The sequence below is a fragment of the Sphingomonas sp. Root710 genome (genome assembly GCF_001429065.1).
Classification (GTDB): domain Bacteria; phylum Pseudomonadota; class Alphaproteobacteria; order Sphingomonadales; family Sphingomonadaceae; genus Rhizorhabdus.
Map to the genome: position 1 here is coordinate 1,464,426 of NZ_LMIB01000001.1, position 16,280 is coordinate 1,480,705.

9 protein-coding genes and 1 pseudogene are annotated in these 16,280 nt (G+C 65.6%); 2 read left to right on the plus strand and 8 right to left on the minus strand.

The window, feature by feature from the left end; translation table 11 throughout:
• Window positions 1-14: 14 nt before the first annotated feature.
• Window positions 15-764, minus strand: a complete 750-nt coding sequence (locus ASE00_RS06880) for a prepilin peptidase (RefSeq protein WP_156405299.1) — start codon at window positions 762-764, stop codon at window positions 15-17.
• A 173-nt stretch (window positions 765-937) separates the two neighbouring features.
• Complete coding sequence (gene putA / locus ASE00_RS06885) at window positions 938-4,033, minus strand: bifunctional proline dehydrogenase/L-glutamate gamma-semialdehyde dehydrogenase PutA (RefSeq protein ID WP_082594495.1); 3,096 nt, start codon at window positions 4,031-4,033, stop codon at window positions 938-940.
• A gap of 109 nt (window positions 4,034-4,142) precedes the next feature.
• Here putA and ASE00_RS06890 point away from each other — a divergent pair, with 109 nt between their 5' ends.
• Complete coding sequence (locus ASE00_RS06890) at window positions 4,143-4,622, plus strand: Lrp/AsnC ligand binding domain-containing protein (protein ID WP_056378443.1); 480 nt, start codon at window positions 4,143-4,145, stop codon at window positions 4,620-4,622.
• Between the two features lie 31 nt (window positions 4,623-4,653).
• Here ASE00_RS06890 and ASE00_RS24420 read toward each other — a convergent pair whose 3' ends face one another.
• The 3 genes and pseudogenes from ASE00_RS24420 to ASE00_RS06905 all read right to left on the minus strand — a co-directional run bounded on the left by ASE00_RS24420 (window position 4,654) and on the right by ASE00_RS06905 (window position 9,062).
• Window positions 4,654-5,871 (minus strand): zinc-binding dehydrogenase, encoded by a 1,218-nt coding sequence (locus tag ASE00_RS24420; protein ID WP_414819831.1) that lies wholly within the window; start codon window positions 5,869-5,871, stop codon window positions 4,654-4,656.
• Window positions 5,870-6,424: pseudogene (locus ASE00_RS23350) on the minus strand (alcohol dehydrogenase catalytic domain-containing protein); the annotation flags it as partial. The gene ASE00_RS24420 and the pseudogene ASE00_RS23350, both read right to left, overlap by 2 nt.
• 106 nt (window positions 6,425-6,530) lie before the next feature.
• Window positions 6,531-9,062, minus strand: coding sequence for a TonB-dependent receptor (locus ASE00_RS06905; RefSeq protein WP_056378446.1), 2,532 nt, complete (start codon window positions 9,060-9,062; stop codon window positions 6,531-6,533).
• Between the two features lie 251 nt (window positions 9,063-9,313).
• Between ASE00_RS06905 and ASE00_RS06910 the strand changes: the two genes are divergently transcribed.
• Window positions 9,314-10,312, plus strand: a complete 999-nt coding sequence (locus tag ASE00_RS06910; protein WP_235538558.1) for an alpha/beta hydrolase family protein — start codon at window positions 9,314-9,316, stop codon at window positions 10,310-10,312.
• Here the strand turns inward: ASE00_RS06910 and ASE00_RS06915 are convergent.
• The 3 genes from ASE00_RS06915 to ASE00_RS06925 are packed head-to-tail and all read right to left on the minus strand — an operon-like array spanning window position 10,306 to window position 16,278.
• Window positions 10,306-14,067, minus strand: coding sequence for an error-prone DNA polymerase (locus ASE00_RS06915; RefSeq protein WP_056378448.1), 3,762 nt, complete (start codon window positions 14,065-14,067; stop codon window positions 10,306-10,308). The genes ASE00_RS06910 and ASE00_RS06915 overlap by 7 nt on opposite strands.
• Window positions 14,064-15,593 (minus strand): Y-family DNA polymerase, encoded by a 1,530-nt coding sequence (locus tag ASE00_RS06920; RefSeq protein ID WP_082594496.1) that lies wholly within the window; start codon window positions 15,591-15,593, stop codon window positions 14,064-14,066. The genes ASE00_RS06915 and ASE00_RS06920 overlap by 4 nt, the downstream gene beginning before the upstream one ends.
• Window positions 15,484-16,278, minus strand: a complete 795-nt coding sequence (locus ASE00_RS06925; RefSeq protein WP_056378452.1) for an ImuA family protein — start codon at window positions 16,276-16,278, stop codon at window positions 15,484-15,486. Before ASE00_RS06925 ends, ASE00_RS06920 begins: the two co-directional genes overlap by 110 nt.
• Between the last annotated feature and the right edge of the window lie 2 nt (window positions 16,279-16,280).

Consider the following 16,280-nt stretch of genomic DNA (forward strand, 5'->3'; position numbering starts at 1 on the left):
GCTTCCGGTTTAGGTCAAAACAGTGCGGCTTCGGCACTGATCCAGCCGATCCATGCCGCGATCGCCAGGCAGGTGCCGAAGGGCACGCTCGACGATCCCGTCAGCCGTCGCCCGCGCCCTATCTGCACCAGGCTCCACACCAGCCCCACGAGCGCCGCGCCGAGCAGGGCAAAGGGCAATATCCGCCAGCCCAGCCACAGTCCGATCGCACCGAATAATTTGACGTCGCCGCCCCCCATCCCGTCGCGATGCCGCAGCAGCCGATAGCCCCAGGCGACGCCGGCGAAGAGCAGGAAGCCCACGGCGCCGCCGATCAACCGGTCGGCAAAGGACGGGGCCAGTCCGGCAACGCCCGCAGCCAGCCCCGTAGCCGCCAGCACGAAGGTCAGCTTATCGGGCAACCAGAAATGGCGCGCATCGAGCAGCGCCAGCGCGAGGAGCAGCCAGCCGAAGATGGCGCCCGCCAGTGCGGAGAAGACATTGACCGAGACGGCCACGCTCGCCGCGCCGATGATCGCCGCGGCTATTTCGGTTAGCAGATGAATGCGGTCGACCGGCGCATCGCAACAGGCAGTCCGGCCGCGCTGCGCCACATAGCTGGCAACCGGTATCAACCGGATCGGGGGCAATGGCGCGCCGCATCCGTCACAGGCCGAACGCCCCGCCACCGCCGATCGCCCCTGCGGCCAGCGCATCACGATCGTCGCGATGAAACTGCCGACGATCGCACCCAGCAGCCCGCCCGCCACCGTCATGATCAGCATCGCCGCTCCATCCCCGCCGTTCCACTGTCACGCGCCCGTCATGCAGTCATGCAATAGGCCCCGGGACAAGAATAGGGGCGACCTGCATGCAAAATATCGGCACCTGCGATTGCGGCCTGCTGGGACGCCTCCTAATCTTCGCGATGCGAAACGCGCGCGGCGTTCCGGTGGCTTCACAGGTTGAGCAGCGCCGGGTCGCCCCCTTGCGCGGTGATGTTGACCGACAGCGCCCGCTCAGTGGCATAGCGCAACAGGGCGTGCGGCCCGCCCGCCTTGGGGCCGGTGCCTGACAGGCCTTCGCCGCCGAAGGGTTGCACCCCGACCACCGCGCCGATGATCGACCGGTTCACATAGACATTGCCGGCTGGAACGAGCGCGCGAACCTCCTCCGCAAAGCGTTCGATACGGCTGTGGATGCCCAGAGTCAGGCCATAGCGGCGCGCAGCCAAACCGCCCGCGACCTTCGCCAGATCGGCGGGGTCATAACGGACGACATGCAGGATCGGGCCGAACACTTCGCGCTCAAGGAAATCGGCCGATGGGATCTCAGCCATCAGCGGAGCAAAGAAGTCGCCGTCCTCGGGAGCGGTACAGCTGTGGAGAATCCTGGCCTCGCGCTCCAGCCGCAGCTTGTGCGCGGCCAGCGCCGCCTTGGCTTCGGCATCGATCACCGGACCGACATCCGTGGACGGATCGCTCGGTTCGCCGATCACCAGCGCGTCCATCGCTCCCTTCAGCGTCGCGATGGTTTCATCAGCGCTGTCTTTAGGCAGGAACAGCAGCCGCAGTGCCGAACAGCGCTGTCCCGCCGAACCGAACGCCGACATGATCACGTCGTCGACGACCTGCTCCTTGAGCGCAGTCGTATCGACGAACATGCCGTTCAGGCCGCCGGTCTCGGCGATGAAGGGGACGATAGGCCCGTTGCGCGCGGCCAGCTGGCGGTTGATCGCCCAGGCGGTATCGGTGCCACCAGTGAAGGCGACCCCATCGATCCCCGCATGGTTGACGATCGCACCGCCGACCGTCGCGCCGTCGCCGGGCAACAGTGCGAGCAGCGCTGGATCAAGACCGGCGGCGTGAAACAGCCGCACAGCGCGCGCCGCGATCAGCGGAGTCTGCTCGGCGGGCTTGGCGAGGACGGCATTGCCCGCCGCCAGCGCAGCGGCGATCTGGCCGGTGAAGATGGCAAGCGGGAAATTCCACGGGCTGATGCAGGCGAAGATGCCCCGACCCGAAAGCTCGAGCTGATTCACCTCGCCGACGGGCCCCGGCAGAATCGTCGGGGCGCCGAACTGCCGCTCGGCCAGGTCGGCATAATAGCGGCAGAAATCGACGGCTTCGCGCACCTCGGCCACGCCATCGTTCAGCGTCTTGCCGGCTTCGAGCGACAGCAGCGCGATCAAAGCGTCGGTCTGCGCCTCCAACGCATCGGCCATTGCGCGAAGGACAGGCGCACGCCCCATGCCGCCGATCGCATTCCATCCCGGCTGCGCCTTACGCGCGGCGGCGATCGCGCGATCGACATCGGCAGGGGTGGCATCGGCGGCATGGCCGATCACCCGGCTGCGGTCCGCGGGGCTCGTCACCGGCTGCGCGGGGCCAGGAACCAGCCGTCCCTCGACGATCGCCCCTGCCGTCTCACGTTCACCAGCAACCAGGGTGACGGCCTTCGCCATGGCGATCCGCTCCTCAATCAGTGAATAGTCGCGGCCAAGCGGGTTCCTCCGCGCGCCATAGATGTCGGCAGGCAAGGCGATCCGGGCATGACGATCGGGATGCCCGGCCACCACGGTGACCGGATCGGCCACCACCAGATCCGCGGGCACGCGCTCATCGAGCAAGGCGTGAACGAAGCTGGTGTTCGCGCCATTTTCGAGCAGACGGCGGACCAGATAGGGCAGCAGTTCCTCATGCCCGCCGACCGGCGCATAAGCGCGCAGACGCAGATCGCCATAGCGCTTCCCGGCCGCGGCATAGAGCGCCTCGCCCATGCCGTGTAGCCGCTGATGTTCGATCGTCGCGCCCGCGCCGTCGGCCATCCCGCGCACCGCCGCGAGGGTGTGGGCATTGTGGCTGGCGAATTGCGGATAGAGCGAAGGGGAAGCGTCGATCAGCGCCTTCGCGCAGACCAGATAGGACAGATCGGTCGCCGCCTTGGTGGTGAACACCGGATAATCGGGGCGGCCCGCTACCTGCGCCTTCTTGATCTCGCTGTCCCAATAGGCACCCTTGACGAGGCGGACCATGATCCGCCGCCCGCTGGCCTCGGCCAGTTTTCGGACTGCCTCGATCACCGACAGGCCACGCTTCTGATAAGCCTGGACGACGACACCGAGGCCCTTCCAGTCGCCCAGTTCGGTCTCATTCACCAGCCGCTCGATCATCTTGAGCGAGATCACCAGCCGGTCGGCCTCCTCGGCGTCGATCGCGAAGTTGAGGTCATAGCGCGCCGCGATCAGCGCCAGCCGCTTCATGCGCGGATAGAGCTCCTCCCAGATGCGCGCCTCCTGCACCGCCTCATAGCGCGGGCACAGCGCCGACAGCTTGACCGAAACGCCGTGGCCAAGCTCCGGCCCCGCACCGTTCGACGCCTTGCCGACCGCCTCAATCGCGTCGGCATATATCTTCTCGTAGCGCGCGGCGTCGGCGGCGGTGCGCGCGCCCTCACCGAGCATGTCGAACGAGCAGAGATATCCCTCGCGCTTGGCGCGCTTCAGGGCATCGCCGATGGTGCGGCCGAGGACGAACTGCTCGCCCATCATCTTTACTGCAGCGGACACCGCCTGACGGATCACCGGTTCGCCGACCCGCGCAGTGACCCGCTTGAGGAAGCCGCCGAGATCGGTCTTCGCCTCGTCGTCGACGTCGATCAGCTTGCCGGTCAGCATCAGCCCCCAGGTCGAGGCGTTGACGAACAGGCTGTCCGACTGGCCGAGATGGCTCGCCCAGTCCGCCGAACCAATCTTCTCGGCGATCAACCGGTCGCGGGTATCGGCGTCGGGGGTGCGCAGCAGCGCCTCGGCGAGACACATCAGCGCCAGCCCCTCGCGCGTGCCGAGCGAGAATTGCTGGAGGAAGCTTTCGACCACCCCCTGCTTCTTGGTGGCACCGCGCGCCGCCTCGACCAGCGCGGCCGCTTCGGCGACGACATCAGCGCGATCCCGGCCGCTCAGCGGCTGCCGCTCGAGCAGGCTGCGGACGACCGCGCCTTCATCGGCATATTTGCCGGCGTCGATCATGTCCCAGTTCGATATCACGCTTGCCATCACAGCCTCCGGGATCGGCAGTCATTCGCCGATGAAACCACATGATATGACCTATTGTGTCGAATGTGCTTCGTATTATTATATTTCAATTCGAAGGAACTTCAGTTTTATGCCACATGAACCGAAGCATGTTCCGATTGATGCGACCGATCGCCGCCTGCTGCGCGCTTTGCAGGAGGATGGGCGGATCACCAACCAGGCGCTTGCCCAGAGCTGCGGCCTGTCGCCGGCCGCCTGCTTCGACCGGGTGAAGCGGCTGCGCGAGCGCGGAGTGATCACCGGCTATACCGCGCTGCTCGATCCCGAGAAGCTCGACCAGGCGCTGATGATCTTCATCGAAGTCCTGCTCGACCGAACCACCGACGATGTGTTCACCGCCTTTTCGGACCATGTCCGCAGCGTGCCGCAGGTCCTCGAATGCCATATGGTCGCGGGCGGCTTCGACTATCTGCTCAAGGTCCGCGTGTCGGACATGGCCGCCTATCGCAGCTTCCTCGGCGATATCCTCACCGCGATGCCCGGCGTGCGCGAGACCCGCACCTATGCTGTGCTGGAAGAGGTAAAGGCCACCACCCGCCTGACAGTGTAGATCCTCCCCGGCGAAGCGGGGAGGATGGGCATCAGAACACGACGACGGAGCGGATGGATTCGCCGGCGTGCATGAGGTCGAAGCCCTTGTTGATGTCTTCGAGGCCCATGACATGGGTGATCATCGGGTCGATCTCGATCTTGCCGGTCATGTACATGTCGACGATCTTGGGGACGTCGGTGCGGCCCTTGGCGCCGCCGAAGGCGGTGCCGCGCCAGTTCCGGCCGGTGACGAGCTGGAACGGACGGGTGGCGATCTCCTTGCCCGCTTCCGCCACGCCGATGATGATGCTGGTGCCCCAGCCGCGGTGGCAGGCTTCCAATGCGGTGCGCATCACCTCGGTGTTGCCGGTCGCGTCGAAGGTGTAGTCCGCGCCGCCGTCGGTCATCGCCACGATCTTCGCGACCGTGTCCTCGCGGCTCATCCCCTTGGAGTTCAGGAAGTCGGTCATGCCGAAGCGGCGGCCCCATTCCTCGCGCGCCGGGTTGATGTCGACGCCGATGATCTTATTGGCGCCAGCAAGCCTGGCGCCCTGGATCACGTTCAGGCCGATCCCGCCCAGGCCGAACACCACGACATTGTCGCCGACCTGCACCTTGGCGGTGTTGACCACCGCGCCCACCCCCCAGGCTTCCAATGCGGTGCGCATCACCTCGGTGTTGCCGGTCGCGTCGAARGTRTAGTCCGCGCCGCCGTCGGTCATCGCCACGATCTTCGCGACCGTGTCCTCGCGGCTCATCCCCTTGGAGTTCAGGAAGTCGGTCATGCCGAAGCGGCGGCCCCATTCCTCGCGCGCCGGGTTGATGTCGACGCCGATGATCTTGTTGGCGCCAGCAAGCCGTGCACCCTGGATCACGTTCAGGCCGATCCCGCCCAGGCCGAACACCACGACATTGTCGCCGACCTGCACCTTGGCGGTGTTGACCACCGCGCCCACCCCCGTCGTGACACCACAGCCGATGTAGCAGCTCGACTGGAACGGCGCGTCCTCGCGGATCTTCGCCACCGCGATCTCGGGYAGCACCGTGAAGTTCGAGAAGGTCGAGCAGCCCATATAATGGAAGATCGTCTGGCCCTTGTAGCTGAACCGGCTCGTGCCATCGGGCATCAGCCCCTTGCCCTGYGTCGCCCGGATCGCGGTGCACAGGTTCGTCTTGCCACTGAGGCAGCTTTTGCACTGGCGGCATTCGGGCGTGTACAGCGGGATCACATGGTCGCCCGGCTTCACGCTGGTGACACCCGCGCCCACGCACCTTGGCGGTGTTGACCACCGCGCCCACCCCCGTCGTGACACCACAGCCGATGTAGCAGCTCGACTGGAACGGCGCGTCCTCGCGGATCTTCGCCACCGCGATCTCGGGTAGCACCGTGAAGTTCGAGAAGGTCGAGCAGCCCATATAATGGAAGATCGTCTGGCCCTTGTAGCTGAACCGGCTCGTGCCATCGGGCATCAGCCCCTTGCCCTGCGTCGCCCGGATCGCGGTGCACAGGTTCGTCTTGCCACTGAGGCAGCTTTTGCACTGGCGGCATTCGGGCGTGTACAGCGGGATCACATGGTCGCCCGGCTTCACGCTGGTGACACCCGCGCCCACTTCGCGCACCACGCCCGCGCCCTCATGCCCCAGCACCGATGGGAAGATACCCTCGCTGTCGAAGCCGTCGAGCGTATAGGCATCGGTGTGGCAGATCCCCGTCGCCATGATCTCCACCAGCACCTCGCCCGCCTTCGGGCCCTCGAGGTCCAACTCCACGATCTCCAAAGGCTTCTTCGCCTCGAAAGCGACGGCTGCACGGGTTTTCATTGGCGGCTCTCCTGAATTGCTGACGCAGGACTAGCGGCTTCCCGACACAGAAAAAACCCCGCCGCCTGCTGGCGACGGGGCTTTTCCACGTTCGTGCCGTATCGGCTTAGAAGCCAATGACGATCGTGCCAATCACCGTGCGCGGCGCACCGATCTGCCCGAAAGTGATGTTGGTGTTGAGCAGCGTACCGTCGAAAGCACCGACATAGCGCTTGTCGAACAGGTTGGTGACATTGAGCTGCAGATAGGTCTGATCGTTGAGCCCGGCCCATTCGAGCGACAGCCGAGCGTCGAGATCGACCAGCGTATAGCCCTGCGCTTTGGCTCCAAATACCTGATAAGGGGTCGAGACGCCGCCAATGACGACCGTCTGGATAACCGGCAAATTCTGATCATTCATGTAGCGCGAACCAGTCCGCTTGGCCTGGATGCCGGCTTGAATCGGACCGATATTGGCTTCGATCCGGCCGCCGGCAGTATAGATCGGCGCGCCCGATTCCCGCTTTCCAGCGGTCAGTGCCTGCGTGGTCGCCGTGAGGTCGACATTGTTCTTGATCTTGGACTTGAGATACGAGCCGAAACCATAAAGCGAGATTTCGGGAATCGGCGAATAGGCGATGCTGCCGTCGACGCCGTATTTCGTGACCTTCCCCAAATTACGATAGATGCTCTGGTTCAGATCACGATCGAACGCCTGCGCCAGGCGGTTTTGATACAGCGTGTACCAGCCCGAAACCTGGGCCTGCAATTTGCCCGAGCGATAACGTATGCCGATGTCGACATTGTCGGTCGTTTCGGGGCTAGGGTTGGCTTCTGCGACCGTCCGGGCAAAGAAGAAGCTGTTGTATAGATTGTCGGTGCCGGGAACCTGCAGACCTTTGGAATAGCTCGCAAAAAGGCTGGCTTTCGGCGCGACGACTAAGGTCAGGCCGACATTCGGCAAGATCTTATCATATTTGAATACGCGGCGCTGCGGGCCCTGAACGGTTGGATTGGCGGCCGCGTAGGCAGCCGCCGCCGCGGTGTTTGCGCCGAAGCAGGCGACACTGCCCGACACGGTGAGCGTGGCGCAATTATTTTGCAGATCGCGCTTGAAGAATGGTGCGCGGACGCCAGCGTTGACCGTCAGCCTGTCCTCCATGAACTGGCCGCGATATTCTGCAGAGAACTGGTTCAGGATTGCCTTCGACTTCCGGTCACGCTTGTTGAGGACGTTGTCCGAAACATCGGCCAGGGGATTGTCTGCCGGGAAGGCGATTTCGCGCCCTGCATCGTCGAGCAACCCGCTCTCGCCAGTCTGACGATGCTTGCCATAATCGAGGCTGTACGCGACGCGGAAGGTATTGCTGTCGTCCAGATCATAACGCAGCGAAGCGATCAGGCCGAAGCGATCGGTGCGCGTCTGGCTGGGCGCCTGAATACGCACGCTATCGAGCGCGTCGCCGTCATTGTTGAGATCCCGGCCAAAGAAGTAGGACGGGTTGGATGACGAGGCGGCCTGGATGAAACCGGTATAGTTCCCGCCGCCGATCGCGGTCGTCCTCTCGCTGGCGACGAACGTGCCGCCGCCATTGGCCTTCACATATTGATAGCTCGGATCGACCGTCAGCGTCAGCTTGTCGCTAAGCGTGAAGCGCGAGTTGATACGAATATTGCCGGTGTTCGAAGGATTGGTTCGATAGTCGAAAGAGGAACCGCAACCGCTAGCGGCATCGGCGACGCCCGCCACTCCGGCGGGAATGGTGCAGCGTGCGGTGGTGTAGAAGCGCTCGTCGCGGGTCAGCGGGAAACGGTTACCTGCATCGGGCCCTGGGAGACGCGGTGCGGCATTGATCGGTGACTGGGTGGTGTCGACACGGATCGGCACCGAACCGAAGAAGTTGTTGCGGCTTTCGTTATAATGGCCGGCGATCGATATGAAGTCGCCGTTATCGCCGAGCGGCTGATAAATCTTGGCGTTGAATTGCTTCTTATCGATCTTGCCATAGTGACCGAAGATCGCATCGTTCGACGACTTGCTGGCAGCCAGGAACGCCTTCGTGCCCCATGGCGTAAAAACGCCGGTATCGACGACACCAAAGATACGAAAGAAATCGAAGCGCCCCGCCGACCCTTGCGCGCGAACGTGGAAATCGTCGGTGGGCGTGCGGGTACGATAGTTGACGGTCGAGCCGGAAGCGGCGGCGGTCGGTGCGTCGACATCGGTCGTACCGAGGTTGACGTTGACCTGCTCGATCAGTTCCGAATCAAGCTGCTGGCTGGAATAGAGCGCATAATTGCCGGTGTCGTTGAGAGGGATGCCATCGAAGGTCTGTGAGATGCGCGTATTGTCGAAGCCGCGAATGAACATCTTGCCGCCCGCCGATCCGAACGGATCGTTGTTCTGGAAGCTGACGCCGGGAAGCTGGTTGATGAGGTCGTTCACCGACTGACCCGGGGTCTGGCGAGTGATGAATTCCTGCGTGATGACGGCCTTGGCCTTCGAGGTATCAGGGGCGACGATACCACCCACGCCCTTGTCGATATTCGCGCCGGTCACCACGATCTCGCTTTCGAAATCGATCGAACCCGTGGATTGAGCCTGGGCAGTAGAGGCGGCGAGTGCGGACAGAGCGCAGCCTAGCAGCAGTTTCTTCATCGAAAGTCCCCTTGGTTTTTGTCAAAGCTGGACGGCAGGGTATCTCCCTGCCTGCTGGCTGTTGCAGCCATGCTGAGCTTTATTGACACTATTGTTACAAAGGCGCCTTCGGCGCTGCAATATCCTAGACCCTTGGTGGAAACTCCCGATCGCTCCTACGTCATTTACCCTGATGACGTTGCATATATGCCGCACTGCGTTACGCCTCCTCAACACTTTCGATCGGGCCCGTCCTGCATTATCAGGAGGCTATGCGCTTGTTGTTGTGGCTCGTGGCGAGCCTGTTCTGCCTGTCCCTGCCCGCGGCGGCTGCCGTTCCGGTCACGCTCTGCGACGCCGCGTGGCTCGATCCGGTGCATCGCCGCACGGTTCCGGTTCGGATTCGCATACCGGCGGGCAGCGGCAAGGTGGCGGTCGTACTGTACAGCCATGGTCTCGGCGGCTCGCTCGACGCCGGGACGATCTGGGCGCACAGCTGGGCCGAGGCGGGCTTCGCGGTGGTCAACGTCCAGCATCCGGGCAGCGACAGCGCGATCTTCGGCAAGCCCGGCTTCCGCTCGGCGCTGGGCGGAGATCAGCTGATCGCGCGCGCCGGCGACATCCAGTTCGTGATCGGCGAACTGGGGCGGCGCGTCGTCGAGGGCAAATGCGATCTGGCGCGGATCGACACCAGACGCATCGGCATGGCGGGGCACAGCTTCGGCGCGCAGACGGTGCAGGCGATCGCGGGCCAGCGCTTCCCCTTCGTGCTCGAGCCGCCGCTGAGCGACCCGCGCGTCCGCGCCGCGATCGGGTTCAGCCCGTCGCCGCCGCTGATCGGCTCCCCCGCCGAGGCCTTCTCCCGGATCCGCATTCCGTTTCTGTCGATCACCGGCACCGAAGATGCGGTGCCGACGGTGTATCCGGTCACCGCGCTCCAGCGCCAGGAGCCGTTCCGGATGATGCCGCCGGGCGACAAATATCTGCTCGTGCTCAACGGCGCGACGCACGAGATGCTGGCCGGGCAGCTCTTTCCGACGATGCTCAACGGCGAACCGCCGGTGCACATCCGAAACACCGTGATCGCGATCAGCGTTGCCTTCTGGCGGGCGATGCTCGACGGCGACAAGGCGGCGCTGCGCTGGCTGCAGAACCCCGCCGAACTGCGCGCGGGCCTGCCGGCGGGCGATGTGTTCGAGACGCGGCTGCTTCCCCCGCCGCCGGTCACTCCGCCTGTTCCAGGCACCAGGAATGCCGCCTCCGCTCAATGAAAGTCGCGTGACTTGGGCAGGATGCGGACATCGCGCGGATGGCTGCCGCGCGGGACGTGATGGCGCGGCATTTGCGGATGTTCGAACACGTCGGCGCGCGACAATTCGATCTCGGCGCGATGGTCCTCGGACAACCGGTCGAGTTCGGCGGTCCGGTCGTGGACGGTCGCGCCCATCAGGTGCACCACCCCCTCGGGGCTCTTCTGAATCTCGCCCTCCACTACCATCAGCCGCGACGCCATCACCTGCCGCCGCTGCGCCTCGAAGGTCCGTGCCCAGAGCAGGACGTTGGTGATGCCGGTCTCGTCCTCCAGCGTGATGAAGATCGCCTTGCCCTCGCCGGGCCGCTGACGGACGAGGACGACCCCGGCCACCTTGGCGCGCCGCCCGTTGCGGCCGCTCGCCACCTCGGCGCAGCTCAGCACCCCTTCGCGCCGGAAGCTCTCGCGCAGGAACTGCATCGGATGGCCTTTGAGCGACAGGCGGGTGAGCTGGTAATCGGCGACGACATGCTCGGACAGCGGCATGGCGGGGAGCAGCGCATCGGGCTCCTCGCCCAGCTCGCGCGCTCGCGCGGCGGCGAACAGAGGGAGCTCGCCATCGGGGGTTCGCCGCGCTTCCCACAGCGCGGTCCGCCGGTCGAGCCCCAGCGAACGGAAGGCGTCGGCGTCGGCGAGCAGGCGGAGCGCGCGGCGCGGCAGATTGGCCCGGCGTGCGACATCCTCAATGCTGGTGAAGCGCCCCTGCCCGCGCGCCGAAACGATCGCCTCGGCCCAGGCTTCGCGAAAGCCATCGATCTGGCGAAAGCCGATGCGGAGAGCCAGTTGGGAGGAGGCCTCCCCTTTTCCGTCATTCCCGCGAAAGCGGGAATCCACGGTTACGGTTCGCAAGAGGTTCCTCGCGCCGCCGTCCATGGATTCCCGCTTTCGCGGGAATGACGAGGAAGAGGATCGGACGGCGTCTTCGAGACTATTGTCCCAACCGCCGCGGTTGATGTCGATCGCGCGGACCTTGACGCCATGTTCGCGCGCGTCGCGGACGATCTGGGCGGGAGCATAGAAGCCCATCGGCTGCGAATTGAGCAGGGCGCAGGCGAACACCGCCGGATAGCGGCACTTGATATAGGAGGAGGCATAGACGAGCAGCGCGAAGGACTGGGCGTGGCTTTCGGGAAAGCCATAACTGCCGAAGCCTTGGATTTGCTTGAAGCAGGATTCGGCGAAATCGCGCGGATATCCGCGGCGAACCATACCCTCGACCATCTTTATCTCAAATTGCGGCATGGTGCCGACATTACGGAAGGTGGCCATTGCACGGCGCAGGCGGTTGGCGTCGGCATCCGTAAACTCCGCCGCGACGATCGCCAGCTTCATCGCCTGTTCCTGGAACAGCGGCACGCCCAGCGTCTTGCCGAGCACGTCGCGCAGTTCGTTCGGGTCATGCGGTGAGGCGGGCGACGGATAGACGACCTTCTCAATCTTCTGCCGCCGCCGCAGATAAGGATGGACCATGCCGCCCTGGATCGGCCCCGGCCGGACGATCGCGACCTGGATGACGAGATCGTAAAGCTCGCGAGGGCGCATCCTCGGCAGCATGTTGATCTGGGCGCGGCTCTCGACCTGGAAGACGCCGATGCTGTCGCCCTTGCAGAGCATGTCGTAGACGTCGGGCTGGTCGGGCTCGATGGTCGCCAGCGTGTACTGCTTGCCAATATGCGTCTCGATCAGGGCGAAGGCCTTGCGGATGCAGGTCAGCATACCGAGCGCCAGGATATCGACCTTCATCAGCTTGAGGGCGTCGATATCGTCCTTGTCCCATTCGATGAAGGTGCGCCCCTCCATCGCGCCATTGTGGATCGGCACGGTCTCGTCGAGCCGGTCCTCGGTCAGCACGAAACCGCCGACATGCTGCGACAGGTGGCGCGGGAAGGTCAGCAATTGGCCGACCAGCAGGTTGAGACGGCCGATCTCGACATTGCCGATATCGAAGCCGGTCTCCCCGAAGCGCTTCTCCTCCATCTGCGACGAGAAGCTGCCCCAGATCGTCGAGGTCAGCCGGGTCGCGACATCCTCGCTGAGCCCCAGTACCTTGGCGATCTCGCGCACCGCGCTGCGCGGCCGGTAATGGATGACGGTGGCGGCGATCCCGGCGCGGTGGCGACCATAGCGGCGATAGACATATTGCATCACCTCCTCGCGCCGTTCGTGCTCGAAATCGACGTCGATGTCGGGGGGCTCGTTGCGGTCCTCGGAGATGAAGCGCGAGAAGAGCAGCCTGTTGGCGACCGGATCGACCTCGGTAATGCCCAGCACGTAGCAGATCACCGAATTGGCCGCCGACCCCCGCCCCTGGCAGAGGATCTTCAGCCGGCGCGCTTCCTTGACGACATCGTGGACGGTCAGGAAATAATAAGCATAGCGCGCCTGGCGGACGAGCTTGAGCTCGGTCTCGACCAGGTCGAACACTTTGCGGCCAGGATTTGCGCCATAGCGCCAGCCTATCCCTTCCCGGACGAGATGTTCGAGCCAGCCTTGCGGGGTCCAGCCTTCGGGCACCGGCTCGTGCGGATATTCATAGCGCAGGTCGCCCAGGTCGAAGCCGATCCGGTCGAGCAGCCGAGTGGTTTCCGCGAGCGCCCGGGGATAGTCGGCGAACAGCCGCGCCATCTCCTCGACCGGCTTGAGATGGCGTTCGGCATTGGCCGCCAGCCTCGTGCCTGCCCCCTCGATCTTCAGCCCCAGGCGGATGCAGGTGACGACATCATGAAGCGGGCGCTGCTCGGCGGTCGCGTAGAGCGCGTCGTTGGTGGCGATCAGCGGGACCGAAAGGTCGGCGGCGATCCGCGCCAGCTTCACCCGGCGGCGGCGATCGCGGCCCGCATAGGGCATGGTGAGGCCCAGCCAGACGCGGTTCGGGGCGACTCGGGTGAGGGTGGAGAGCGTTTTCCTCAGCACGTTATCGCGGCGAAGGTCTGTTTCGGCTTCCGGCGCCTCTTCGACCCGGACACCATCGATCGTGACAAGAGAAACTGATCCCAGCTTTGGCTGTACCTTTACGCAATCAGCGTTCGCCCCATCTCTTCCGTCATTCCCGCGAAAGCGGGAATCAACGGTCACAGAACATGCATTGCTCAACCGGACGCCATCCATGGATTCCCGCTTTCGCGGGAATGACGAAAAAGGTGGCTGGATGGGATGGGATGATACAGGGAAAGTCGCGTCATTCCCGGGTGCATGGGGTCGTTCGCTCGTTTTTTGTGTTTTTTGCAACGGACCATGCCAGTCGGGGTGGAAGCGCGCGCCTTCCTCGCCCAGCACCAGCCCGCCTTCCCCCGGCATCACGATCAGCAGCAGATCGTCGAGATGGGCGAGCAGATCGTCGATCAGCAGGATGCAGTCGCCCTTGACCGCGCGGCGGTTGCCGACGGTCAGCAGCCGGGTCAGCCGCCCCCAGCCCCGGCGGGTCGCGGGATAGGCGACGATGTCGGGGGTGCCGTCCGCGAAGACGAGCCGCGTACCGCTGACCAGCTTGAAGGGGAAATCGGGATGCCCCTCCTCGCGCGCCTTCTCCCGCGCGTCGCGCAGAGCCTTCCAGGCGCGGACCACGCCCGCCACCGTGTTGCGGTCGGCGATGCCCATGCCCGCATGGCCCGCCGCGAGCGCCGCCGCGACCATGTCCTCGGCCGGCGACGCGCCGCGCAGGAAGCTGTAATTGGTCGCGGCGACCATTTCCGCAAAGGGTTGCGCCCCGCTCATGCGAACAACCCGTGGATGTACCAGACGGGCTTCGCCTCGCGGCCGTAGAGGCCGTGCCGGAACAGCCAGAAGCGGCGGCCATGGCGGTCCTCCACCCGGTAATAGTCGCGCGCCACCCCGCCATTGTCGGCGCGCTTCCACCACAGCGCGCCGATCCGCTCGGGCCCTTCCGCCAGCGTCACCTCATGCAGCTCGCGCCGCCAGCGGAAGCGCTGCGGCGGGCCATCAGGGACGCCCGCCACCACCTCGATCGGCTGGGGCGGATCGAACAAATGGGTCGGGCGCAGCGGCGGCTCTTCGGGTTCGGGCTGCGACCAATCCCCCATGGAGCCCGCCTCGACCGCGGGAAAGGCGAAACAGGCCTGTTCAGGGATATGGCTGTCCTGCGGGCCAAGCCGCCGCACACGATTGCGGCCGAGCCGGGTCGACAGCCGGTCGAGCAGCTGGGCGAGTTCGCCCTCGGCCACCGCGCCGCCTTCGAGCGGAAGCTGGAGCGGCGACAAGGCTTCGAAGCGCGGCACCGACAGCCGCACCAGATCGAAGCCGAAACCCGGATCGATCGGATCAGCGAGCGCGTCGAGCCGCTCGTTGAAGAGGCGCATCACCAGGGCGACGTCGCGCACCGGCAAGCCGGTCTCGATCCGGAGGCTGCGCACCAGACCATCGGTGCGGAACAGCTGCGCCTCGAAGCGGCGTCCGCCGCGATGCGCCTCCTCCATCCGCCGGGCCGCCGCCTCGACGAGCTGGCCGATCGCGGCAAGCGCATCCTCGGTCCGACCGATCGGTTCGGCGAAGCGCCGTTCGAGGAACAGCGCCGGTTCGGGCCGCCGGGCGGTGATGCGGATGTCGCGGCCCCGCGCGATCCGGTCGAGCCGGTCGGATGCCGCCTCGCCAAAGCGCGCCGCAATCACTTGCGATGGCCGCGCCTCGAGATCGCCGATCCGCTTGAGTCCCGCCCGGCGCAGGCCGACCGTTTCCTCGCCGTCGAGTTCGAGCGCCTCGACTGGCAGCATCTCCAGGGTCTGCGCAGCATGGCGCGCCAGCGCATGCGCGGCGTCGGGGGTGTCGGCGAGCGCGCTGCGCACCTCCATGCCGAGCCGCTTCAGCCGCACGAGAAGATCGTCGCGCAGCCCCGCCTCGCCGCCGAACAGATGCGCGCAGCCGCTGATGTCGAGGATCAGCCCGTCAGGCGGATCGAGCGCGACCATCGGGGTATAGCGGTCGCAGCCATCGGCGATGCGTTCGAGCCAGGCGGCGTCGGCGCGGGGATCGAGATCGGCGACCCCGATGCCGGGAAAGCGCGCGCGCGCATCGGCGAGGCTGAGCCCCGGCGCGAGACCGAGCCCCAGCGCGACGCGGTTGACCGCGGCCAGCCGGATCGCTCCCTTCACCTTCTCGACCAGCGCGAAGGGATCGTCAGGCGTGAAGCCGGGCCGCTCCTCCCCCATCCGGATCGCCCGCGCCAGCCGGTCGGGGCCCAGAAAGGGGAAGCACAGCGCCAGGTAGCGCCGCGTCCCGGAAGACATGCTCGTCACGGTTCCACTCCAGACAGGCGCGCACCCCGGCAAGCCCCCCGCGATGCCGCAGCAATTCCACATCGATCGCCGGATGGCCGGGCGCCCCCGCTTCCAGCGCCGCCGACGCGAGCGCGCGGACCCGCCAGCGGCTATAGGCGGCGCTGGGAATCGGATCGGCTTCGGCGCGCAGCAGCAGCACGGTGACGCCCGATTTCTCCGCCGCGACGGCAAGGCGGCGGCTCACCGTCAGGTCGAAGCCGCGCGCCGCCTTCCACGGCTCGATGAGCACCGCCGCGACCTGGGGACAGCGCACCGCATCCCCCGCCGCGCGCAGCAGCGCCGCCTCGTCGGGTGCGACGATCTCGATAAGCCGCGCCGGATCGAAACCGAGATCGGCGAGACCCGGCCCGTAGAGCATGCCGCCCGCGCGCACCCCGCTATCCTGGCGCAGCCAGAGCAAGGGGCCTGCGCCCAGCCGCATCGCCAGCATCAGCCCGGTCCCGGCCAGCGCTGCGCGGTCATCGGGCTCGGCGGCGAACAGTTCATGCAGCCGCCCGCGCGGCAAGCCGCCGCCCAGCTGCGCGTCGAGCGCCGCGCTGCCCAGCGAGAACAGCACCGTCTCCGACGGCCTCGGCCCCTCGATCGCGCCGATCCGCGATCTCAGGGCGGCCAATATGCTCCGCGACTCGTTCATAT